This window comes from Rhodococcus sp. 4CII, from assembly GCF_014256275.1.
Lineage (GTDB): Bacteria > Actinomycetota > Actinomycetes > Mycobacteriales > Mycobacteriaceae > Rhodococcus_F > Rhodococcus_F wratislaviensis_A.
This window is the reverse complement of sequence record NZ_JACCFE010000002.1, coordinates 2582665-2604062: the sequence shown is the minus strand read 5'-3', so window position 1 is coordinate 2604062 and position 21398 is coordinate 2582665. Positions and strand designations below refer to the sequence as shown.

General features: G+C 65.4%; 20 protein-coding genes. 8 read left to right on the top strand and 12 right to left on the bottom strand.

What is annotated here, in order from left to right; all coding sequences use genetic code 11:
• Nucleotides 1-28: 28 nt before the first annotated feature.
• Nucleotides 29-1192 carry a 2-hydroxyacyl-CoA dehydratase family protein gene (locus tag H0B43_RS12615; protein ID WP_185727581.1) on the bottom strand — a complete coding sequence of 388 codons (1164 nt, stop codon included), beginning with the start codon at nt 1190-1192 and terminating at the stop codon, nt 29-31.
• A gap of 422 nt (nt 1193-1614) precedes the next feature.
• Between H0B43_RS12615 and H0B43_RS12610 the strand changes: the two genes are divergently transcribed.
• From H0B43_RS12610 to H0B43_RS12595, 4 genes are all read left to right on the top strand, one after another.
• Nucleotides 1615-2997, top strand: a complete 1383-nt coding sequence (locus H0B43_RS12610) for an MFS transporter (RefSeq protein WP_185727582.1) — start codon at nt 1615-1617, stop codon at nt 2995-2997.
• A complete protein-coding gene (locus tag H0B43_RS12605) occupies nt 2994-3806 on the top strand; it encodes an SDR family oxidoreductase (RefSeq protein WP_312033793.1) in 813 nt (270 codons plus the stop codon). The genes H0B43_RS12610 and H0B43_RS12605 overlap by 4 nt, the downstream gene beginning before the upstream one ends.
• Nucleotide 3807: 1 nt before the next feature.
• Nucleotides 3808-5697, top strand: a complete 1890-nt coding sequence (locus H0B43_RS12600) for an AMP-binding protein (RefSeq protein WP_213015131.1) — start codon at nt 3808-3810, stop codon at nt 5695-5697.
• Nucleotides 5698-5763: 66 nt separating this feature from the next.
• The gene (locus tag H0B43_RS12595; RefSeq protein WP_252189813.1) at nt 5764-6552 is read left to right on the top strand and encodes a PaaX family transcriptional regulator C-terminal domain-containing protein; all 789 of its coding nucleotides are present in this window, start codon (nt 5764-5766) and stop codon (nt 6550-6552) included.
• Between the two features lie 196 nt (nt 6553-6748).
• On the opposite strand, the gene H0B43_RS12590 is transcribed toward H0B43_RS12595, so the two are convergent.
• The 7 genes from H0B43_RS12590 to H0B43_RS12560 form a co-directional block, all read right to left on the bottom strand.
• The gene (locus H0B43_RS12590) at nt 6749-7150 is read right to left on the bottom strand and encodes a VOC family protein (RefSeq protein WP_185727584.1); all 402 of its coding nucleotides are present in this window, start codon (nt 7148-7150) and stop codon (nt 6749-6751) included.
• 13 nt (nt 7151-7163) lie between these two features.
• Complete coding sequence (locus H0B43_RS12585; RefSeq protein ID WP_185727585.1) at nt 7164-7922, bottom strand: ArsR family transcriptional regulator; 759 nt, start codon at nt 7920-7922, stop codon at nt 7164-7166.
• Nucleotides 7923-8086: 164 nt separating this feature from the next.
• On the bottom strand, nt 8087-8368 hold the full coding sequence (locus tag H0B43_RS12580) for a hypothetical protein (RefSeq protein ID WP_185727586.1): 282 nt from the start codon (nt 8366-8368) through the stop codon (nt 8087-8089).
• 74 nt (nt 8369-8442) lie between these two features.
• Nucleotides 8443-9879, bottom strand: coding sequence for an aldehyde dehydrogenase (locus H0B43_RS12575; protein WP_185727587.1), 1437 nt, complete (start codon nt 9877-9879; stop codon nt 8443-8445).
• Between the two features lie 36 nt (nt 9880-9915).
• Nucleotides 9916-11022, bottom strand: coding sequence for an NAD(P)-dependent alcohol dehydrogenase (locus H0B43_RS12570; RefSeq protein ID WP_185729997.1), 1107 nt, complete (start codon nt 11020-11022; stop codon nt 9916-9918).
• A gap of 57 nt (nt 11023-11079) precedes the next feature.
• Complete coding sequence (locus tag H0B43_RS12565) at nt 11080-12309, bottom strand: NAD(P)/FAD-dependent oxidoreductase (RefSeq protein WP_185727588.1); 1230 nt, start codon at nt 12307-12309, stop codon at nt 11080-11082.
• A gap of 4 nt (nt 12310-12313) precedes the next feature.
• Entirely contained in the window at nt 12314-13636 is a 1323-nt protein-coding gene (locus H0B43_RS12560) for a cytochrome P450 (protein WP_185950062.1), read from the bottom strand.
• A gap of 353 nt (nt 13637-13989) precedes the next feature.
• Here H0B43_RS12560 and H0B43_RS12555 point away from each other — a divergent pair, with 353 nt between their 5' ends.
• Nucleotides 13990-14310 (top strand): 2Fe-2S iron-sulfur cluster-binding protein, encoded by a 321-nt coding sequence (locus H0B43_RS12555; protein ID WP_185727589.1) that lies wholly within the window; start codon nt 13990-13992, stop codon nt 14308-14310.
• Between the two features lie 15 nt (nt 14311-14325).
• Here the strand turns inward: H0B43_RS12555 and H0B43_RS12550 are convergent, their stop codons facing one another.
• Nucleotides 14326-15297 carry a LuxR C-terminal-related transcriptional regulator gene (locus H0B43_RS12550; RefSeq protein WP_312033795.1) on the bottom strand — a complete coding sequence of 324 codons (972 nt, stop codon included), beginning with the start codon at nt 15295-15297 and terminating at the stop codon, nt 14326-14328.
• The gene (locus tag H0B43_RS12545; protein ID WP_185727591.1) at nt 15290-16405 is read right to left on the bottom strand and encodes a LuxR C-terminal-related transcriptional regulator; all 1116 of its coding nucleotides are present in this window, start codon (nt 16403-16405) and stop codon (nt 15290-15292) included. The genes H0B43_RS12550 and H0B43_RS12545 overlap by 8 nt, the downstream gene beginning before the upstream one ends.
• 250 nt (nt 16406-16655) lie before the next feature.
• Here H0B43_RS12545 and H0B43_RS12540 point away from each other — a divergent pair, with 250 nt between their 5' ends.
• Together H0B43_RS12540 and H0B43_RS12535 are read left to right on the top strand one after the other, a co-directional pair.
• Nucleotides 16656-17435 carry an enoyl-CoA hydratase/isomerase family protein gene (locus H0B43_RS12540; protein WP_185727592.1) on the top strand — a complete coding sequence of 260 codons (780 nt, stop codon included), beginning with the start codon at nt 16656-16658 and terminating at the stop codon, nt 17433-17435.
• A gap of 108 nt (nt 17436-17543) precedes the next feature.
• A complete protein-coding gene (locus tag H0B43_RS12535; protein WP_185727593.1) occupies nt 17544-19229 on the top strand; it encodes an AMP-binding protein in 1686 nt (561 codons plus the stop codon).
• Nucleotides 19230-19293: 64 nt separating this feature from the next.
• Here H0B43_RS12535 and H0B43_RS12530 read toward each other — a convergent pair whose 3' ends face one another.
• Together H0B43_RS12530 and H0B43_RS12525 are read right to left on the bottom strand one after the other, a co-directional pair.
• A complete protein-coding gene (locus H0B43_RS12530) occupies nt 19294-19710 on the bottom strand; it encodes a MaoC/PaaZ C-terminal domain-containing protein (protein WP_144285021.1) in 417 nt (138 codons plus the stop codon).
• On the bottom strand, nt 19707-20159 hold the full coding sequence (locus tag H0B43_RS12525; protein ID WP_185727594.1) for a MaoC family dehydratase N-terminal domain-containing protein: 453 nt from the start codon (nt 20157-20159) through the stop codon (nt 19707-19709). The genes H0B43_RS12530 and H0B43_RS12525 overlap by 4 nt, the downstream gene beginning before the upstream one ends.
• 62 nt (nt 20160-20221) lie before the next feature.
• Between H0B43_RS12525 and H0B43_RS12520 the strand changes: the two genes are divergently transcribed.
• Nucleotides 20222-21397: an acyl-CoA dehydrogenase family protein gene (locus H0B43_RS12520; RefSeq protein ID WP_185727595.1), complete on the top strand. Its 1176-nt coding sequence runs from the start codon at nt 20222-20224 to the stop codon at nt 21395-21397.
• Nucleotide 21398 lies beyond the last annotated feature (1 nt).

Genomic DNA, 21398 nt, shown 5'->3' with positions numbered 1-21398 from the left:
TAAATTCCTCCGAAGGTAGGTGTGGGTGCTAGACGGTGGACAGTTGCTTGCGTCTGATTCGCTCCACCAGCGCTTCCACCCGGGTGCGGATGGATTCCATCGGTAGACCCTCGTGTTCGGTTTCGATGAGCAGCAGCGGAATCGACCTGGCTTCCAATGCTTTCCGCAGCTCCGGGTAGAAGAGCATGTGCGGTTCGCAAAACTTCGCCATCAGGACGATGACGCCCTGCGCGCCGCTGGCGTCGACCGAGTCGACGAGGAATCGGTCCCAATCCACCTCGTGCTGAACCCGGGTCGGGCAGGGTACGGCGGTGTTGCGCCGGAGGTACACCGACGCGAGAGCTTCGAGGGGATTGCTCTCAGATCCGACATCTGTTGATACGTACCGGGTTCCGTGAAAGAGGTCGTCGTCGACGACGATGGCTCCGCAGTCCTCGATGACGTCCAGGAGTTCCGGTTTGGGGGCGTGGCAGAAGTGGCCGGAGAGGTGGATGCGGATGCGGTCGTCGCGCGGCACATGGCTCGAGTCGCCCATCACGTCGCGAAGCAGTTCTGTGTGTTCCTCCTTGTCCATGATCATGCTGGACTTGACGAGGACCTGGAGCTGGGCGGATGTCAGTGCGGCGTCGCCGGACCGCCTGTTCTCGAAGATCGTCCGCATCAGGCGCCGGTTGGCGTCGAAGATGTCGATGCTTCGCGAGAGATTCGCGTCGGAGATCCTGCAATCGACGAACTTCTCGAGTTCGCTGCGAAAATCCTCCATTTTTCCCAGTACCTGCGGGAATGCCCACTCATCGCTCATCGAGGACATCAATTGGCCGAAGTAGACCGGCTTGTCCGATGCATCCTCGCGCACGACATCGATGGCACCCAGCAACTGGATGCAATGGTCGGCATGGAAGAAGCCGTCGTAGACGTCCAATCGGCCGAGTGCTGCTTGATCGGCGACGTTTCGGGTGTACCCACAGTTGAACTCACCCAACAGATTACGACCGACGGTGATCGGTTGCCGGTCTTCTTGGATGATCACGGGAAGTACACCTGCGGCGTGCGCGAGTTCGGCGGGGAAGTTCATCGGAAATACTCCGAGTGCCTTTCTCCCGGTTCGTTTTTTCCACTGTGCGACATAGTCGTTCGGACTATCGGCGACAGCGCTCATGGTGCGCATTGCCTGTGTGAATGTCGACGGCATGGTTCTCGCCCGTCCTTTTCTCGTGTAACTCATGGCGCTGGACCCAGGCACGCGTCTTCGGCTGTGACGTACCCGACAGGAGCGATCATGCGCCCATTTTTCACAAGTTGCAACTAGATGTTTAAAAATTTGTACAACGTTGCAGCTAGATGGGCTACTCTGATGAGTGCGAGACGGATGTGGAGGCTACGAATGTGCGAACCGAGATCATGGGAGCGATGTGCGGCGGCTTGCTGCCGGCTCGCGCGAAATGACGAAATACGTTTGCATGCAACAGGCCTCACACGAATCCGTCCGGCCGGTCCACTTGACGAGATGCACGTCACATTTTATGGTCATTCCATTCGCGGACCGCTCGGCAATCGACGTCGCGGTCGACCCTTCGTCGCGATCCCTCCTCTTCCAGTGCTCCAGGAGCAGATATGACTTCGTCCCTGCCTCTCGACATAGTCACGCCACCATCGAAAACAACGTCCCGGCGTGCATCTCTTGCCGCCTTCTCGGGATCGGCGATCGAGTACTACGACCTCGTCGCCTACGGAACTGCCGCAGCCCTCGTCTTCAGCGACCTCTTCTTCCGCGACGTCAGCACCCACGTCGCACTGCTGCTGTCCTTCGCCACCTTCGCCGCAGGATACGTAGCTCGCCCACTCGGCGGGTTGCTGTTCGGCTACATCGGCGACAAGTACGGCCGCCGGACCGCGGTGTTGCTCACGATTTCCGTCATGGGCGCCGCGACCGTGTGCATCGGTTTGCTCCCGACGTACGACTCGATCGGTTCGTTTGCCCCGGTTCTCCTCGTCGTCCTGCGGGTCCTGCAGGGACTCGCAGTCGGCGGTGAACTGGGTGGCGCTGTCCTGATCTCGGTCGAACATGCCCCGAAGGACAAGCGTGGCTTCTACGGCAGTTTCTCTACCGCGGGCGCCCAGGGCGGAACCCTCCTCGCGACGATCGTCTTCGCCGTCGTCACGTTGATGCCGGACGAACGGTTCAATTCGTGGGGTTGGCGGATTCCGTTCCTGCTCAGTGCCGTCATCGTCCTCGTCGGAATGTTGATCCGCCGCGGTCTGGACGAGACGCCCGACTTCAAGCAGAGTCAGGCCGACCGTGCCGCTTCGTCCTCTGACGCGGCTGCGGTCAAGCACAATCCGATCCGCGACGCGCTGTCCAAGCATCCGATGACGATCCTCGGTATCACGTTCATCATGGCCGGAATGATGTCCATCTGGTACGTCATCACCGTGTACAGCCTCAGTTATGCCGTCAACCAGTCGGGTATCCCTCGAACGAGCATGTTGTGGGTGGTCTCTGCAGCCACGCTGGTCGTCGTCCTCATGAACCCGGTATGGGGGGCACTCTCCGACAAGGTCAGCCGGAGCAGACTCATCGTCTTCGGTTTGCTCAGCGAGGCCGTACTTCTGTTCTTCTACTTCGCCATGCTCGGCGTCGGCAACCTGGCGCTGGTGTTCATCTCACTCATCCTCGTCGCGGGGCTGGGGCACGCGGTGGTCAACGGTATCTTCCCGGCCTTCGTCGTCGAGAGCCTGCCCGCCGCTGTGCGATACACCGCAGGATCGTTCGGAATGCAACTGGCGGCGCTGGTTGCCGGATTCGCACCACTGGTCGCGACCGCGCTCGAGCCCACCGCCGGCGGTGTCTGGACCGTCAGCGCGCTGTGCCTCGCACTATGCGCTCTCGGTGCCGTCAGCGCCGCCTACATCGTCAAGATTCACGCTCCGCAGCAGGACTCGGCAATCACACAGACGTCTCCGTCACCTTCAATGAAAGCGAGCAACACACAGTGAACGCTCCCCACACATCGCAACTGTCCGCGCAGCGCGGGTACGACTTCTCCGGCTCAGGCATTCTCATTGCGGGTGGGACGTCGGGGGTGGGTCTCGCCACCGCGAGATACTTCGCCGACGCAGGAGCGACGAAGCAGGTACTGGTCGGCCGCAACGAACGTCGCGGCAAGGACGCACTTGCCCGGCTCGCAGAGACCAATCCCGGATGCGACGTCCTGTTCGTCGCCGCAGATGTCAACGAAGCCGGGGCAGCGGACGAAGTCGTCCGGCAGGCACACGAACATCTGGGCGCAGTCGATGTTCTCGTCAACTCTACGGTCGCGCAATATCAGCCCACGTTGCTGCACGACATCGAACCCGGCAAGTTGATCGACATCTTGGTTCAGCAGGCAATCGGGCCGATCTTGATGAGCAGGGCCGTCGTGCCCGTGATGCGCGAGCGCGGACACGGCGCGATCGTCACCATCGCGTCGGACGCAGCGAAGGTCCCCACCCCGGGAGAGACCGGAATCGGTGCCGCGATGGCTGCGATCGTGACATTCTCGCAAACCCTCGCTGTCGAAGCCAAGCGATACGGCGTTCGTGTCAATGTTCTGACACCGTCACTCATCGTCAACACCGGATCGTACGATCGGGCCATGAATGCCGAGTTCAGCAAGAAGATCTTCGACAAGATCGTTTCTCAGGCTCAGCTGGGTCTGACCGAGCCCGAGGATCTGGCCGACGCAATTCTGTTCCTCGCCTCTCCACTCTCGCGCAGAATCACAGGACAGGTGATCAGTGTGAACGGTGGTATCTCCGTTGCCTGAGATGAGCACACGTGCGCCCTTGGTGCGCCGTCGTGTCCGGTCGAGCGAGGACATCCTCGACGTGGAACAGCAGCGACACCAGCACCTGCTACCCGGCTCGACCATTCACGCATGTCTTTCCGAATCGGCTCGTCGGCACCCCGACAAGAGTGCGATTCTGCATCTCGACGGTCCGGACTTCATGACGCCGACCCGAGAGGTCACCTATCGCGAGCTGCTCGGAGGGGTGGAGGCATCGGCATCGGTGTTCCTCGAGCGTGCTGCGGACGCACCGAGTGTCGTCGCCGTGATGGTTCCGATGGTGCCCGAGGGATTGTTCGCCACCTGGGGTGCTCAGCGGGTGGGTACGGCCGTGCCGCTGAACCCCTTTCTCGAACTCGCCTCGCTCGTCAACATCCTGAAGCTCACCTCGGCGACCGTTCTGGTCACGACCGACGAGATCCTTCGAGAACGCGGTGTGGACGCCAATGCGGTTCTGACCAGTGTCCCGACGCTTCGGGATGTCCTTCTCGTCGGCGGTGACAACAGCACGTTCACTGAAGCATTGACCGAACATCGCGGCCGCACCGTCGACGTCGAGGACGACCCCCATCGGGATGCGATGGTCATGCCTACCGGTGGCACGACGGGTGCGCCGAAATTGGTGCGCATGTCGCAGAGCGGTCAACTCGTCGTGGCGTGGAACGTCGGAGCACTGATGGGGTGCGAGGAAGGTGCCGTGGTCGGCCACGGTATGCCGAACTTTCACTGCGGCGGAAGCATCGCGCTTGCACTTCGATCGGTTGTCTACGGACAGACGTTGCTGACTTTGACGTCCGGTGGCTTCCGGTCACGGGACGTTGTCGAGAATTTCTGGGCGATCGTCGAGCGCTACGGTATGACATCGACGATGGCCACCCCGACGACAGCATTCGCGATCTTGAACGCCGCGGACGCACCGAAGGGCTCGACGACGCTGACCGACTTCCACGTCGGCGGAAGCACGGTGTCCACTGCTCTGATCCGGACTTTCCACGATCGGTTCGGCATCTGGCTGCGCGAATGTTGGGGCGGCACAGAGTTTCACGGAACGATCACCGGGCATCCGAACGACGGTGTCGAACCGCGCGTGGGCTCTGCCGGCCGGCCCCTGCCGCACTCCCAGGTGCGCGCTGTCATTCTCGATATCGACGGCCAGTGGATTCGTGACTGCAATCCAGGGGAGCAGGGCGAGTTGCTGATCGGCGGACCGACTGTAAGCCCCGGATACCACGATGCGCATCTCGATGCCGGCTTCTTCGTGGCCGGTGTGCCCGGCGGGGGAGTGTGGGGACGGACGGGCGACCTGGGAACCGTGGACGACGCGGGATTCGTCTGGGTGTCGGGACGCAGCAAGGATCTGATCATTCGTGGTGGTCACAATATCGATCCACGAGACATCGAGGAGGCGCTGGGCTCGCATCCGGCGGTAGAGGTGGTGGCTGCCGTGGGTCGACCGGACCAGGCGAAGGGGGAGATGCCGGTCGCGTATGTTCAGCTCAAGGCGGGCTATGTTGCCGAGTCCGCCGACCTGTTGCAGTTCTGCCGCGAACATGTGCAGGAGAAAGCGGCTACCCCGGTCCATGTCACGGTGCTGGATCGGCTGCCGCTGACTCCCGTCGGTAAGATATCGAAGCCTGCGCTCCGCGCACTGGCTTTGAAGGACGAGGTTCGTCACGTCGTGTCGAGCTCGAGCCGGGCACCCGTAGTCTGCGATATCGCGCTCGACGACACCGGTCTGCGTCGAGAAGTGACCGTGACGCTGACACCCGCATCCGCGTCGAGCGTCGACATCGAGTCGTTGGAGGAGAAGTTGGGGGCCTACGAGTTCTTTTCACGGGTCGAAGTGAGTACGTTCGTTGCGACACAGTAGGAGGACTCATTGATAGCGTCGAACCGTCTTGCTCGGCAGCCACTGCCGCCGCCGAGTGCGCGGTCGATGCTGTTGACGGTCATCGGCGAGTTCTTGTACGACGCCGAAGAGGGAGCGTGGACCGCCGCATTGATGAAGGTCCTCGGTGGGATGGGGATCGAGGATCACGCTGCGCGGCAATTGCTCTCGCGCGCAGCATCGGCCAAGTGGATCAAGCGGGAACGCGTCGGTCGTGGGGTGCGCTGGCATCTCGCCGACCACGGTCGGGCGCTGGCCGCCGACGGTATCAAGCGGTCGCATGCGTTCCTCGACGGGCCATCGCCGTGGAACGACGAATGGCTCGTGCTGACGATAACGGTGCCCCAGCGCAAGAACTCGGTTCGCAACCGTCTCAACGGAGGCCTGACCTGGTTGGGGATGGGCAATCCGACCCCAGGAGTCTGGGTTACACCGCACGTCGACAGGGCACGAGAACTGAGCGAATTGATCTCGACGCTCGGTCTGACCGAATCGGCACTCGTTCTCACCGGCAATCTTCGCCCGGGAGGGCTGGGCAACCACGAAGTCGTGGATCGAGCGTGGGATCTGACCGACCTAGCCGAAAGCTACCAAACACTGCTCACACAGGACGGTGCATCCGAGCCGGGCGACGACGATGAACTCCTGCTTGCCTACATCGAACTCGTGAGTCTGCAACAGAGGTTCATGAGGCTCGACCCACAACTCCCCAAGGAACTCTTGCCGGAATGGATCGGCCGTGACGGCGCGGTGCTCTTCCAGCGACGCCGCGAACAGTGGTCGGCGCAGGCGCATGCGCACTGGCTCAGGGTCGTCGAGGAATCCGCACCGAAATAGCCGCGGTGGTGACGCGTCCGCCGTCGGCGCCGCCCTAGTCGATATAGCTCTCGACGCGGTGCCGTGCGAACTCGTCCGGTGCTCCTGGGATCTGGAAGCCGCCGAGAAGGAGTACGACGAGCTGCTCGACCGCTCCGACACCCGCACCTTCGAGCCCGGCGACGAGTTGCTGTTCGTGCAGGTCGCCGAGTTTCGGTCAGGATCGGTGGGGAGGCGTGCGGGCGGCGGGCTGGAAGAGTTCGATCAGATTGCCGGCGGGGTCGGCGATCAGGATCTGGCGGCCGCCGGGGCCGGTGACGACGTCGCTGCGGAATGCGACGTCGGCATCGCGCAGGCGGGCGATCTCGGCGTCGAGGTCGCTGACGATGAGGTGGATGCGGTTGCCGCCCGGGCCGGTGATGTCGGTGGGGGTGGCGCGAGCGCCGGAGGTGGCCGGGCCGGACAGCAGTAGGCGCAGGGAGCCGCGGATCACGTCGGCGAAGGCGGGGGCCGGGTTGGTGTGCAGGGTGAAGCCGAGGTGGCGGGTGTAGAAGGCGATGGCGGCGGGCACGTCGTCGACGAGGTAGCGGACGCTGGCGTATTGGTCCGGGGTGGTCATCGGGCACTCCTTTTCACGGTTCGGCGGTAAGGGTCGGCAGCAGGTACCGGATGCGGGTGTCGATCTCGGTGGCGGTGGCCTGGAAGGCTGGGTAGGTGTCCGCGTCGGTGTCCCCTGCCGACGCCGGATCGGGAATGCTCCAATGGATCCAGCGTGTGTCGTCGCCGAACTCCGGACAGACCTCGCGGGCCCTGTCGCACAGGGTGATTACGGTGTCGAACCGGAGGTCGGCGAGGGTATCGAGGTGGCGGGGATCCTGGTCGGAGATGTCGATTCCGAACTCTTCTCGTAGCACCCGGACCGCATTGGGGTGCATGTGCGATTTAGGGCGGGTGCCGGCGCTGATTGTTTCGACGAGGCCGTCGGTGTGGCGGCGCAGCAGTGCTTCCGCGATGGCGGAGCGGGCGCTGTTCCCGGTGCACACGAACAACACCGCCAGGTGTGTAGTCGGGTCGAGCGGCGCGGTTGTGGGGATCAGGTCGAGCGCCGGGTGGAGTGCGGCGCCCGTTCCGGCCAGCATCTGAGCGCAGAGGCTCAGGTTCAGGTGGTAGTAGCTGTCGCGGCCGTCGAAACTGCTGCGGGTGGCCTTCACCAGTCCGCCGTCGCGCAGCAGGCGCAGGTGGTAGGAAATCAGGTTCTGCGGCTCACCGATCAGCGTCACCATCTCCCGCACCCGGTAGTCACTGCCGGACAGGGTCGTCAACAGCTGCCAGCGCAACGGATGAGCGGCCAGCTGCACGAAGGACGGGACGGGTTGACGGACCGATACCACGACACGAGCATACCACCAGATACATCAAAGTAGATTGATGTAATTTTCCGATCGGTCTGCGATGGGAGCATGGTGCCGAAGACGACGGTGGCGGTAGGCCGGATGGGCTGCCGAGAACTTTCGAGGGACGAACTACGTTGTGACTGAGATCTTCTGTGAAGGTGTCACCTGGTTCGTGCCGGAGACGTGCTCGAGCGCGCGGTCCGGACCCGCGAGTACGACCGCTTCCTGCCCGTCGGTGCGGGCGCGAGTTTGTTCGTGCACAGCTCGTCGAGCCGCAGCCTGACGCTGTCGTCGACGGTGGCGTGGCGGGCGAGGAGACGCTGCAACCGGCGATAGAACACGGCCGGAAAGATCCCGAATTCGGGGAGGATGTGTTCGTCGCCGCCGCCGAAGGGTGCCCATTTGACCGCGAAGTCGAGCATGTCGAGTTCTTCCCTGGTCACGACGTCTCCTTCTCTCTTTTGCCGGGGTATGCGGGTGCGGCCGTGCGAAAAATCGCACGGCCGCACCCGGTGGGTTATCGCACGTCGAGGTAGATGCTTTTGAGCTGCTGGTAGCTCGCGAGTCCTTCGGGTCCGAGTTCGCGGCCGAGGCCGCTGCTCTTGATCCCGCCGAAGGGGGCGGTGGGATCGTTGGAATAGCCGTTGATGCCGACGGTTCCGCTGGCGACGTTGCGGGCGAACTGGGCGCCGCGCTCGGGGTCGGCGGTCCAGATCGAGCCGCCGAGTCCGTAGTCGGAGTCGTTGGCGATGGCGATGGCCTCGGCGTCGTCGGTGTAGGGGATGACCGACAGGACGGGTCCGAAGATCTCTTCCTGGGCGATGGTGTGACCGGTGTCGACGTCGGCGAACACGGTGGGTTCGACGAACCAGCCGTGGTCGATGTTGCCGGGTCGGCGGCCGCCGGTGGTGACGCGCCCGCCGTCGGCGCGGCCCTTGTCGATGTAGCTTTCGACGCGGTGCCGTTGTCGGGCGGAGACGAGTGGTCCCATCTGCGTGCTGTCGGACAGGGGGTCGCCGACCGACAGGCCCCTCGCGAGATCGGTGATGGTGTCGACGATCTCGTCGTACCGTGAGCGGGGTGCGAGGACGCGGGTGCCGAGCCAGCAGATCTGCCCGTTGTTCAGCAGCGTGGCCGCGAAGAAGGATTCGAGGTTCGCGGCGAGGTCCGCGTCGTCGAGGACCACGGCAGCGGATTTGCCGCCGAGTTCGAGGGTGACCGGGCGGAGCAGTTCGCCGCAGGTGCGGGCGATGGCGCGGCCGGCCCCGGTGGAGCCGGTAAAGGACACCTTGTCGATGCCGGGATGGGCGACGAGGTAGGCGCCGAGTTCCCGTCCGCCGGGAACGATGTTCAGCACGCCGGCGGGGAGCCCGGCGGCGATGGCGGCCTCGGCCATGAGGAACGCGTCGAGCACCGTCTCGGGTGAGGGTTTGAGGACGACGGTGCACCCGGCGGCGAGGGCGGGGGCGAGTTTGAGGAACGTGATGGCCTGCGGCACGTTCCACGGGACGATGGCGCCCACGACGCCGATCGGGGAGCGGGTGACGAGGGTCGAGCCGCCGAGCATGCCGGGCCGGATCTCGTCTTCCTGCTTCGCCGCCATCTCGGCGTAATAGCGGAGCAGGACGGGCGGGAAGCCACCCTCGAACTGCCGCGCGAGGGTGATGGGCATGCCGTTCTGGCTGCTCACCCGGGTCGCGGTGTCCTCGGCGCGGGCTTCGAGTTCGTCGGCGAAGCGGCCCAGCACCTCGGCGCGCTGCGCGGCGGTCCACGACGCCCACTCGGTGAGTGCGGCGCGCGCGGCGTCGACGGCGTCGTCGATGTCGGTCTCGGCGCCCTCCGGTACCGAGCCGATCTGCTGCTCGGTGGTCGGGGAGATGACCGGGATGGTGGAGGCGCCGGACGGCCGGGCCCATCCGCCGCGGATGTAGAGATCGGTGTAGTCGATCGTCATCGGGTGTCCTTCTCGGGAAGTTCGGTGAGGGGGTGGTCAGTCCTGCACGAGCACGGGTTTGAGGACCTCGCCGCGGTGCTGCGCGTCGACCGCGTCGTTGATCTTGGCGAACGGGAACGTGGTGACGAGCTTGTCGAGCGGGAACCGGCCGGCCTTGTACAGCTCGACAAGTTCGGGGATGAACTCGTCGGGGACGCTGTCGCCCTCGATGATTCCGGTGATCGTGAGACCCATGGCGAGGGAGTTGATGATGTTCAGCGGCACCGAGGACTCCGGGTCGGCCGGCACGCCGATCAGACCGACCTTGCCGTGGAAGGTCATGGAGCCGATGAGCGATTCGATCACGGCGGGTATCCCGGACGTGTCGATCGCGTAGTCCACGCCGGCGGGGATGATGGCGCGGACCTGTTCGGCGACCGGGCCTGCGGCGGGATCGAGGGCGTGGGTGGCGCCGAGTTCGAGGGCGAGATCGCGCCTCGACTGGTGGGGTTCGACGGCGATGATGGTGGTGCAGCCTTGCACGACGGCGCCCATGACGGCGGCCAGTCCGACAGATCCGGCGCCGGCGACGAGGATCGCGGATCCGGGCCGGCAGTTCAGGGAGCGCATGACGGCGCCCGCGCCGGTCTGAATGCCGCAGCCCAGTGGGGCGAGGAGTTCGGCGGGAACGTCGGTGGGAACCTTCACCACGTTGCGTTCGAACGCGAGGCTGTAGGTGGCAAACGAGGACTGCCCGAAGAACAGACCGGTCAGGGATTCACCGTCGGAGGTGGTGATCGGGCCGGTGCCGTCTTCGCGGACGCCGTCGTAGGCGAGGTGCATGAACTGGTGACAGTAGGAGGGCGCCCCGGTGGTGCACGACGGACAGGTTCCGCAACTGTTGAAGGTGATGGCGACGCGGTCGCCGGGTGCGACCTTGGTGACGCCGTCGCCGACTTCCCGGACGACACCGCATCCTTCGTGCCCGAGGACGGCGGGCAGTGCGGTCGGGAGGGCGCCGTCGCGGGCGGCGAGGTCGGTGTGGCAGATGCCGACGGCCTCGATTTCGACGAGTACCTCGCCGGCCCTCGGTCCGTCGATGGTGATCGGCTCGAGGGTGAACTCGGTGTGCGGTTCTCTCGCGACTGCTGCGAGTGCTTCCATCATCAATACTCCCTGTGGTGTGGGCCGGCCCCGGCAGGACCGGTAGAAATCGAATGATCAGAGAACGGTTTCCCGCAACGGCGTCGTGGGATCGGCGAGGGCGGTGCGGTCGACCTTGGTGCGGTTGCCGATGAACTTTTTTCCGGCCATGAATTCGCCCGGGGCATTCACGGTCTCGACAGCCACCGGTATCCCGTCGCTGTCGACGTGGAACAGCGCGAACGAGGTGTCGGAGGCATTTCCGCGCAGGATCGCCTGCGTATCCGGACCGATCATGCCCGCCATCTTCATCTTCAGGTCGAACTGATCCGACCAGAACCACGGCACCTCGTGCGGTGGCATCGGCGCGCCCATGATGACCGCCGCCGCCTGCTTCGCCTGCTCGACCGCACTCGGAATGCTTTCCAGCCGCACCATCTTTCCGAGCGTGTCGTGCAGTCGATAGGTCACGTCGCCGATCGCCAGAACGTGCGGATCACTCGTGTGGGCCGACCCGTCGACGACGATTCCCGCGAGGCACTCGAGGCCGGACTCGCGTGCCAGCGCGTCGTTCGGGATGGCGCCGACACCGACCAGGACGACGTCGCAGGCGATCTCGGTTCCGTCACCGAGTTCGACCCCGGCCACCCGGCCGTCGGAGCCGGTGATTCCCCGGACCTCGGCCCCGGTGAGAATGCGGGTTCCGCGGTTCCGGTGGAAGTCGGTGAGCGCCGTCGACAGTTCCCGGCTCGCGACCCGGGCCAGCACCCGGTCCTCCCGTTCGATCACCGTGACGTCGCATCCACGGGCGCGGGCCGACGCCGCGACCTCGAGTCCCACGTACCCACCGCCGATGATCGCCAGCGCCGATCCGGTGTGCACGGCCTCACGCAGCATCGTGGCGTCGGCGAGGGTGCGCAGGCTGAGTACACCCTCGAGATCGCTTCCCAGGAGGGTCAGCGTCCGCGGCGCGGCGCCCGTCGCGAGCACGAGTGTCGTGTACTCGAGAACCGTGCCGGACGCCGTCGTCGCAGTCCGGGCGTCGCGGTCGATTCGGACGACCGGATCACCGAGCAGCGTGTCGATCTCGTTGTCGGCGTAGAACGATTCCGGCTTGAGCCACTGGACGAACTCCTCGTCGGCGTACTTCTTCGACAGCGGCGGGCGGTGATAGGGCGGATGGGTTTCGTCCCCGCACAGGACGATGCGACCGTCGAATTTCTGCTGCCGCAGCATGCCGGCGAGGGTGCCGCCGGCATGCCCGGCCCCGACGATCACCACGGTGTGTGACGGATGTGAGGTGACCATCTTGTTACCTGGTGAATTCGATCTGGACGGGCATGTTCTTGAGCCCGCCGACGAAGTTGGTCTGGATCATCTTCGTGTCGTCGGCAAGCTCGAGCGACTCGATGTGGGGGAGCAATTCCTCGAACATGATCCGCAGTTCCAGCTTCGCCAGGTGCTGGCCGATGCACATGTGCGGGCCGTAGCCGAACGCGATGTGCTTGTTGGGCCTGCGGGTGATGTCGAAGGTGTCGGGGTCCGGAATCACGTCCGCGTCGCGGTTGCCCGACTGGTACAGCAGCATGAAGCGGTCGCCCTTCTTGATGTCGCGGCCGCGCAGCGTGTAGTCCTGCGTCGCCTGACGCATGAAGTGCTTGACCGGCGACGCCCAGCGCAGCGACTCGTTGACGATGTGCGGCGCGAGCGCCGGATCCGCCTTCGCCTTGGCGAGGAGTTCCGGGTTCCGCCCGAGTTCGAGCATGCCGCCCGCGAGGGTGCTCGAGGTGGTGTCGTGACCCGCGGTGGCGATGGCGATGAAGTAGCCGTAGGCCACCTCGTTCGGGTAGTACTCGCCACTCTCGTCACGTGCCACCGAGATGATCGTTGCGAGATCGTCCCGGGGGTTGGCCCGCCGGTCCTGCAGCAGCCTCTCGAAGTAGGCGTAGAAGTCCTGAATCGTGGCCACCCACTGCTTCGCGGCAGCGTCCGGGGTGAGCGGTTCGACGTCTTCACGTGCCGCGTCGGGATCCGCCGTGCCGAAGAATTCCTGGGTGAGGGCCATCATGCGGGGCTCGTCCGATTCCGGTACCCCGAACAGGCTCATGATGACGTGCAGGGGGTAGTGGAGGGCGAAATCCTTGACGAAGTCGATCCGGCCGTCCGTCTTCAGAAGCCGGGCGACGGCAGCCTTGGCGAGGTCGCGGATGACGCTCTCCCACTGGGCGAGGTTGGTGGGGCGGAACCAGTCCAGCGCGATGTCCTTGATCGCGGTGTGCTCCGGCGGGTCGAGGTAGGTGAGGGTCTCGAGGATGCGGAGGCTGCCGTTGTTGATGCTCTTGGTGAACGCGTCGCCGGCCTGATTCGCCAGGATCGGATTGACGGAGCCCTTGTCCTCACCGCCGGCACTGGTGAAGATGTCGGGCTGGCGCTCGATCTCCATGATGTCGGAGTGCTTGCTCACCAGCCAGATCGGGTCGTATCCCTCGACCTGCGCACGCCCGAGCGGGTTGTTCTCACGCAGCCAGCGGTAGGCCTCGAACAGCGCGTCATTGTCCCGGTGCCCCTCGGGCAGAACGATCTGACGGGCGATGGTGTCCGGAATCAGTTCCGTGGTCTGCTCTGTAGTGCTCATCGATTCCCCTTCGTGGTGCAGTGAGGTGCGGCGCCGAAACGTTGCGGCGCCCTCGCCGACTGGAGTGACTTCAGCCTGGCAGCCAGAAGAGTGAGGGGCATCACACCATTGATCGAAAGTTGTCCACCTAACGGGGGATGTGTGCCGGGTCACCCCAGCGCGCAGCGCGGTCGGCGCGGCAAGAATCACCCCACGGGAGGGGGGTAATCAGTCGAAGTGGTGATGCGCCCCGGCAGTGACCGGCGACACAATTTTCGATACGGAGAACGCGGCCGGACCTTTACCGGGTTCGGCGAGCCGCCCGGGAAGACGGCCGCGGAGATGTTTCATCGGTCAATCTGAAGGAGATCGCCATGCCCACCGTTGTTTACCAGCTCCCGGACGGCTCGACGTCGTCCGTCGATGTCCCCGCCGGCCAGAGCGTGATGGACGGGTCGGTACGCAACAACCTCCCCGGCATCGTTGCCGAATGCGGCGGTAGCTGCTCGTGCGCCACCTGCCATGTGTACCTGGACGACGGTTCCAGTGCGGCGTTCGGCGAGCCGACGCTGGAGGAACAGGACCTCCTCGAGTTCCTCGACGGTGTCCAGCCGTGTTCGCGTCTCGCCTGCCAGCTCGTGCTCACGCCGGACGTGGACACCGTCACCGTGACCGTCCCGTCCTCGGACGCCTGACAGTTCCGGTCCGGTTCACCGGGTCGGGGACTGATATTTCGCGATCAGCTCGGCGCGGTTGGTCGCGCCGAGTTTGCGGAGGATCCGTTTCACGTGGGACTTGACCGTGTCGACGGTGATGACCAGTTCGGTGGCGATCGTGGAATTCGACGCCCCGGTGAGGAGCAATCGGACGACGTCGGCCTCGCGGTCGGTCAGCGGGTCGAGCAGGCGTTGCTCGGCGGCGTCGCGGTCGGCCTGCGCCGGTGCGACTTCGTACGTGCCGCGGGGAGGCGGTGCGTCGAGGTCGGTGTCGTCGGTCCACCGCCGGGCGCTCTCCTGCAGCAGGACGTTCTGGCGCTCGCGACGCGATTCCAGCCCAACCCGCTCGAAGCACCCGCCGAGCACTTCGGCGAACACCCCCAGGGCGTGGCGAAGAGTGTCGTCCACGGAGGTGTTCAGGTGCATCAGCGCGGCCGCAGCGCCACCGACCACGATGGGAAGGACCGTGACACCATTGGTGCCCAGCAACTCTCGCAGCGCGGCGGGGGTGTCGGCGCCGATCTCGACCGTGTTCGTGGCGAGCGACTGCGCCTCCGGCGAACCGTCCACGAGGTCGAAGGCGGAGGGTGGGGACGGCATCGTGCCGGGGTCGGCGCCGAACCAGGTCGCGGGAACAATGCGGTCCCCGTCGAGGAGGGACAGGACAACTGCTCTCGCAGAGCACAATTCCGCGACGCGCTCACACGCGCGCTGCATGAGTTCTGCACTCGAGGCGGCGTCGTCCAACGCCCGCACGGCGCGATCGATGCCGGTCGCGACAGCGCCGAGCTCGGCGGTCCGGGTCGCGTCGGCGGCGTTTCTGCGGTCGAGGAGCTCGACGAGGCACTTCCCGAGCTCGGTCGCGCGGGCCGGATCGGCCGTCCGCATCTCGGTGAGGATGTCCGCGACGGCGCGATCGAGCTCGGTGTCCGTGGTGTTCTCGTCGGCGTGGGGAGCGTCAGCCACCGGACACCGTCTTGGTGTTGGCGCACAGCGCCGCCACCTCGGCCCGTGTGGAGACGCCGAGCTTCTTGAAGATCCGCTGGACATGGGATTTCACGGTGCCGTCGGAAATGCACAGCCGGCGGGAGATGGCCGCGTTGGTGGCTCCCGTCGCCATCAGGGTGAGCACTTCGCGCTCGCGGGCGGTCAGGGTGTGCGCGCGCGGAACGATCGGCGCCGTGTCGGCGACGTTCGGCGTGCCGGCGCGGGGGAGGTCGCAGTCGAGTTCCGGCATCGTCAGGGGCTGTTCGAGGTGCCGCAGTGCCTGGGTGAGCCGCTGTATCTCGGCGTCGACGTGCTCGTTGCGGGTGGAGATCTGCCGCCGCAGTTCGGCGCGTTCCTTCGACGAGGCGCAGGCGCCGGCCAGCACCGCGACGAGGTGGACGTCGGTGTCGGACAGGCTGTCGCTCTGGCGGTCGACGTGGATCATCGCGACTGCGCGGGCGTCGACGACGACCGGCACGGCGAGGTATCCGGCCGGACGCGAGAGGTCGATCAGGGGGCGGTAGGTGTGCCGATAGGTGTCGACGGCGTCCACGGCGTACGGCTTGCGGCGGCGGACCAGTTCCGCCTCGCGCGGGGCCTCACGCAGCGAGATCTCGCGGCCGTCGATGGCCGTGATGAGGTCGTGGAAGTCCCCGCTCAGCTCCGGGTTGACGGCTAACGCGATGGGGGACCACGTGGAACCGCGGACCACGGAGAACATCGCCTTGCCGTATCCCAGGCTGGTGCACAGTTCCTGGGTCACGACCTCCGCGAGACGGTCCGTACCGCTGTCGAGTGCGCGGACGACCTGCTGCAGAGCCTCGAATTGGGCGGTGTGCACGCGCAGTCGGCGGGCGATGTCGTCGCGACTCGCGGCGTCGAGTCGGGTCACTAGTTCTGCGAGGCGCAGGGTGTGCTCGGGGGAGGCGACGCCCTCACGCAACTTCCTGGCCGCGAACGCACGGATCACCGTGAGATCGGGTTCGCCGTCCGCCAGACGGATCAGGTTCGGCTCGCTGCCGAGAAGCTCCTGCAACTCTGCAACTGCCTGCTCGGCAAGCTCGAACGAACTCGTCGAAATGACCACTCACCACTCCTCGCGCCGTGGCCGCCGCACGGATGACGAAGACACCGTCGCCCATTTCTGTGACCCAACGCACAGTATAGAGAAGGTGTCACCTGGGACGTTGCTGCACCGTCCGCGGCCTCCCCCTAATGTATATGGTCAGTCCAAATACGTCACGCTTTCCGGAAAACGATTCGCACGGGTTTCTTGTCCCGGGTGCGGCCATCGTACTAGGGTCGAATGGTACGACCAAAATGGAAGGATCGGCCCTATGGCGCACCCCGTGCGATACGACGTCGACGAGCATGTCGCCGTCCTCACTCTCGATCGCCCCGAAACCCGCAACGCGCTGTCCGACGACCTGCTCGACGAGCTCCTCGCCGCGCTCGAACGCGCTCGGGAAGACGACGACGTGCGGGTCGTCGTGCTGGCCTCGTCGCACGAGAAGGTCTTCTCGGCGGGCGGCGACCTCAAGGCGTTCGCGAGCGAGACGCCGACGATCGTCAAATATGCCGGGCTGGATCGCTTCCCGCGCCTGTATCAACTCATCGGCGGCCTCGGGAAGCCGGTGATCTGCGCGGCGGGCGGCGACGTGCTGGCGGGTGCGTTCGGTCTCGCGCTGGCGTGCGATTTCGTGCTCGCCAAGGAGTCGGTCCGGTTCGGGTGCCCGGAGATCAATGTCGGTGTCTTCCCGTTCATGATCTCCGCCCTCATCTATCGGAACGTCGGGCGCCTCAAGGCGAACGAGCTGATGATGTACGGCGAGCTCATCACGGCCACGGATGCACTCGAGCTGGGGCTCGTGAACCGCGTGATTCCGGACGACGACTTCGAGGCGGAGGTCCGGGCGTGGGCGAAGCGGCTCGCGGGCAAATCGCCGCTGCTCATGCGTCTGGGCAAGGAGGCGATCAACAACACCCGGGACATGTCGCTGCCGGACGCGCTCACAGCCCTGCAGTCCCAGCTCGCTCTCGCATTCACGACCGAGGACATCGTCGAGGGAGTCACAGCGTTTCGCGAAAAGCGTTCTCCCGTATGGAGCCTGCGCTGATCACCGACTCCCGAACTCGTTGCACTTTCGGTCTAACCATTATATTGTGAGGGCCAACACAGGGTTTTCTATTCCCTCTTTACATCTGCGCTCAGAGGAAGGCTTCTCATGGCGTTCGCATCGGTCACCGATCGCTATTCGGACGAACAGATCCGAGAGTTCTATGCCACCGGGCAGTGGCACCGCGACACCTTCTTCGACATGCTCGAGGTCCAGGTTGCCGAGCGGGGCGACCGCATCTTTCTGACCGACGACACCAGCGGTGGCATCACCTTCCGGCAGCTGCGTGACAGAGCGCTGAGCCTGGCCGTGGGGCTGCGGCGCCACGGAATCACCACCGGCGACCGCGTGTCGGTGCAGGTTCCGAACTGGATCGAATTCGCGATCATCGCCGTGGCGCTGTCGAGATTGGGCGCCGTTCTGGTGCCGATCATGCCGATCTACCGCCGCGACGACGTCGAGTACATCCTGGGTAACGCGGGTGTGCGGCTGGCGATTACGCCGCAGAGCTTCAAGAAGTTCGATTATGCGGGCATGTACACCGACATCCTGGGTGCCGTCGACTCGCTCGAGGATGTCGTCGTCGTCCGCGGGAGCGGCGAACTACCGAACGGAGCGGTGTCGTTCGAGTCGCTGTTCGCGGAGATCGGCCCCGAGGAGGCGATCGCCGAACTCGGGCCGGGTGTCGGGCCGGACGAGCCGTTCGTCATCGTCTACAGCAGCGGCACCACGTCCCGACCCAAGGGCTGCATCCACACGTTCAACACGATCGCCTGTGGATCCCGTCTGCTGGCCAAGGGATTTGCCTACACACCCGACGACGTGCAGTTCGGCCCCTCGCCGATCACGCACACCACCGGCCTGGTCACCAGCATCGTCCTTCCGCTCATGCACGGAGCGGCGTCGCATCTCATCGAGGTGTGGGAGCCGGTCCGGGGGATGGCGCAGATCAAGGAACGCGGCTGCACGGTCGCGGTGAGTGCCACGACGTTCCTGCAGATGCTCATGGACGCCTACGACCCCGCCTTGCACGACATCGGCAGCATGCGGCTGTGGGTGGCGGCCGGTGCCCCGATCCCCGCCAGCTTCGTCACGAAGGCGGCCGAACTCTTCCCGAGTCTGCAGGTACTCAGCCTGTACGGCCGCTCGGAGAATGTCACGACCACCATGTGCACGGTGCACGACGATCCCGAGCGGTCGCTCACCTCGGACGGGCGTCCGCTGCCGATGCAGTCGGTGAAGATCGTCGACGAACTCGGTAACGAGGTTCCGCGCGGCGAAGAGGGCGACGTCGCCTACAAGGGCGCCATGCACATGCTCGGGTATCTCCACAACCCCGAGGAGACGGCCAAGCTGTTCACTCCCGACGGCTATTCCCTCTCGGGAGATCTCGGCCGGATGGACGAGGACGGCTACGTGCGCGTCACCGGCCGCACCAAGGACATCGTGATCCGCGGCGGCATGAACATCAGCGTCCGTCAGGTGGAAGATCTCCTGGCCGCGCACCCCGCCGTCCGCGGTGTCGCCGCGGTCGCGATGCCCGACCAGAGACTCGGCGAGGCGGTGTGTCTCTACCTCGTCCCGGCGCCGGGATACGACGACATCACGCTCGAGAAGATCAAGACCTACCTCCTCGAGCAGGGAGTGGCGATCCAGAAGGTTCCGGAGCGGCTGGAGATCGTCGAGGCACTGCCGACGACTGCCACGGGCAAGATCCAGAAGAACGTGCTCCGTGCGCAGATCGCCGCGAAGATCGAGGCCGACCGGCAGCAGCGGGCACAAGCCGTCAGCTGATCGGAAAGGAAAGGGGGCGAAGCCGATCGGCTTCGCCCCCTTTCTCGTGGTTCGAGAAGAATGATCAGGTCGCGGCCACCACGACCGTCGCCGATCCGGTGACGACCGGGCCCTTGTCGCCGGAGGCGACGAGATCGAGTGTCGCCAGCGACTCGCCATTCGCCTCGGCGATCGTTACCACCGTGCCGCCCAGGGTCAGGGTGTCGCCCAGGAAGACCGGCGCGACGAACCGGACACCGAAGGAGCGCACGTGCTCGACGCCGAACGTGTCGGACAGCCATCCCGCCAGGATCCCGGCCTGCATCTGCCCCATCGCGATGACACCGGGAAAACCCGATGTGGCGACGAACCCGGGATCGTGGTGCAGGGGATTGAAATCGCCTCCGGCGCCGGCGAATCGGACGATGTCGGTCTGGCTGACGGGGCCGACCACTCGGGTATCGGGGGCATCGCCGACGCGGACCTTGGCCGGTGTTCTCATCGCTGTTCTCCTCGTTCGATCAGGACCTCTTCGAGGCGCACCACGGGTTCGCCGTCGGCGTCGACGTACTCGGTCTCGAGGGTCACCACGCGCATCGTCCCGCCGCGCTTGCCCTCTCGCTGTACGTCATCGACGACGCGCCGGGTGCCGATCACGTGGTCGCCGGCGGTGAGCGGTCGCAGGTACGTCCACGTGACCGAACCGACCACCACCCGCGCGAGGGCCAGGCCCAGCGAGTCGACGAACGCGCGCTGGTCGCGCTGGTGTCCGGCGACGACCGTGTGCGTGAGAGTCGCGGGCACGTAGTCGAATCCGGCGTCGCGCGCGGCGGCCGGATCGGTGTGCACGGGATCGGTGGTGAACGTGGCGCGCGTGAATTCGCGGATCTTGCCGCGTTCGACGTCGTATTCGACGCGGTCGACGACGCCGGCGGGAAGTGGGTCGGACATCCGGTCCTCCTTTTTGGACTGACCTATAGTATCATTGAGCCTAAATTCGTGAGGAGGGTGCAATGGAGCTCGCTGATTCCCCAGACGAGGCCACATTCCGTGCAGAAGTCCGGGAGTGGGCCGAGAAAGCGGTCCCGACGCTGCCGTGGCCGGAACCGGTCGATCTGGTCGACAAGGTGCCGTTCTGGCAGCAATGGCAGCGGCTGCTCTTCGACGCAGGCTACGGCGGGATGTCGTGGCCGCAGGAGTACGGCGGCCAGGCCGCCGACCCGATCCGCAAGGCCATCTTCACTGAAGAGATGGACCGGGTGGGTGCACCGGAGCGCCTCAACACCATCGGTGAGGATTTCGCGGGCCCGACCATCATCGACTTCGGGACACCCGCTCAGAAGGAGCGGTTCCTCCGCCCCATCCTGACCGGCGAGGAAATCTGGTGCCAGCTGTTCTCCGAGCCGGAGGCAGGGTCGGACCTCGCGTCGCTGCGCACCAAGGCCACGAAGGTGGACGGGGGCTGGAAGGTCAACGGGCAGAAGATCTGGACCAGCCGCGCACACATCGCCGCCCACGCCATCCTGCTCGCCCGCACCGGCGGCGGGCCGCGGCACAAGGGCATCACCTACTTCCTGGTGCCCATGGACAGTGAGGGCATCACGGTGCGGCCGCTCGCCCACATGCTCGGCGAAGCGGAATTCAACGAGGTGTTCCTCGACGACGTGTTCATTCCCGACGACCTCGTCGTCGGCGAGGTCGACGGCGGCTGGAAGGTCGCGATGGGCACGCTCGCCTACGAGCGGGTGGCGATCGCGACGGGTCGCGTCAACACCAAGCGCGCCGTCGGTGACATCGTGTCGGACATCGCGGGAATGACCGACGACACGGGCCGCCCGCTCGGCGAAGACCCGGTGATCCGGCAGAAGGTCGCCGACCTGTACGGCCGCGCCCTCGTGCACTACCTCATCGGCCAGCGCGTCATCACGCTCGCGGCCAACGACGGCCCACCGGGACCGGTCACGTCCATCGGCAAGCTGTTCTTCTGCCCCCTCGTCGAGGAACTCGCCGACTTCCGGTTGTCCCTCGAACCGGTCGGCGGGCAATTCGCCCTCGACGACGACCAGCAGAAGACGGCGCGGTGGCAGCGGCTCGCGTACCAGGCCCGCGGCACCGCCATCGCCGGCGGATCCACCTTCATCCAGCGCAATATCGTCGCCGAGCGCATGCTCGACATGCCGAGGAGCTGAC

What these genes read in the sequence shown, in the direction of transcription:
- H0B43_RS12560 (WP_185950062.1), bottom strand. Translation starts at nt 13,636, where the DNA reads ATGAGCACTACAGAGCAGACCACGGAACTGATTCCGGACACCATCGCC.
- H0B43_RS12610 (WP_185727582.1), top strand. Translation starts at nt 1,615, where the DNA reads ATGACTTCGTCCCTGCCTCTCGACATAGTCACGCCACCATCGAAAACA.
- H0B43_RS12615 (WP_185727581.1), bottom strand. Translation starts at nt 1,192, where the DNA reads ATGCCGTCGACATTCACACAGGCAATGCGCACCATGAGCGCTGTCGCC.
- H0B43_RS12595 (WP_252189813.1), top strand. Translation starts at nt 5,764, where the DNA reads ATGCTGTTGACGGTCATCGGCGAGTTCTTGTACGACGCCGAAGAGGGA.
- H0B43_RS12555 (WP_185727589.1), top strand. Translation starts at nt 13,990, where the DNA reads ATGCCCACCGTTGTTTACCAGCTCCCGGACGGCTCGACGTCGTCCGTC.
- H0B43_RS12525 (WP_185727594.1), bottom strand. Translation starts at nt 20,159, where the DNA reads ATGTCCGACCCACTTCCCGCCGGCGTCGTCGACCGCGTCGAATACGAC.
- H0B43_RS12600 (WP_213015131.1), top strand. Translation starts at nt 3,808, where the DNA reads ATGAGCACACGTGCGCCCTTGGTGCGCCGTCGTGTCCGGTCGAGCGAG.
- H0B43_RS12520 (WP_185727595.1), top strand. Translation starts at nt 20,222, where the DNA reads ATGGAGCTCGCTGATTCCCCAGACGAGGCCACATTCCGTGCAGAAGTC.
- H0B43_RS12575 (WP_185727587.1), bottom strand. Translation starts at nt 9,879, where the DNA reads ATGACGATCGACTACACCGATCTCTACATCCGCGGCGGATGGGCCCGG.
- H0B43_RS12535 (WP_185727593.1), top strand. Translation starts at nt 17,544, where the DNA reads ATGGCGTTCGCATCGGTCACCGATCGCTATTCGGACGAACAGATCCGA.
- H0B43_RS12540 (WP_185727592.1), top strand. Translation starts at nt 16,656, where the DNA reads ATGGCGCACCCCGTGCGATACGACGTCGACGAGCATGTCGCCGTCCTC.
- H0B43_RS12570 (WP_185729997.1), bottom strand. Translation starts at nt 11,022, where the DNA reads ATGGAAGCACTCGCAGCAGTCGCGAGAGAACCGCACACCGAGTTCACC.
- H0B43_RS12565 (WP_185727588.1), bottom strand. Translation starts at nt 12,309, where the DNA reads ATGGTCACCTCACATCCGTCACACACCGTGGTGATCGTCGGGGCCGGG.
- H0B43_RS12530 (WP_144285021.1), bottom strand. Translation starts at nt 19,710, where the DNA reads ATGAGAACACCGGCCAAGGTCCGCGTCGGCGATGCCCCCGATACCCGA.
- H0B43_RS12590 (WP_185727584.1), bottom strand. Translation starts at nt 7,150, where the DNA reads ATGACCACCCCGGACCAATACGCCAGCGTCCGCTACCTCGTCGACGAC.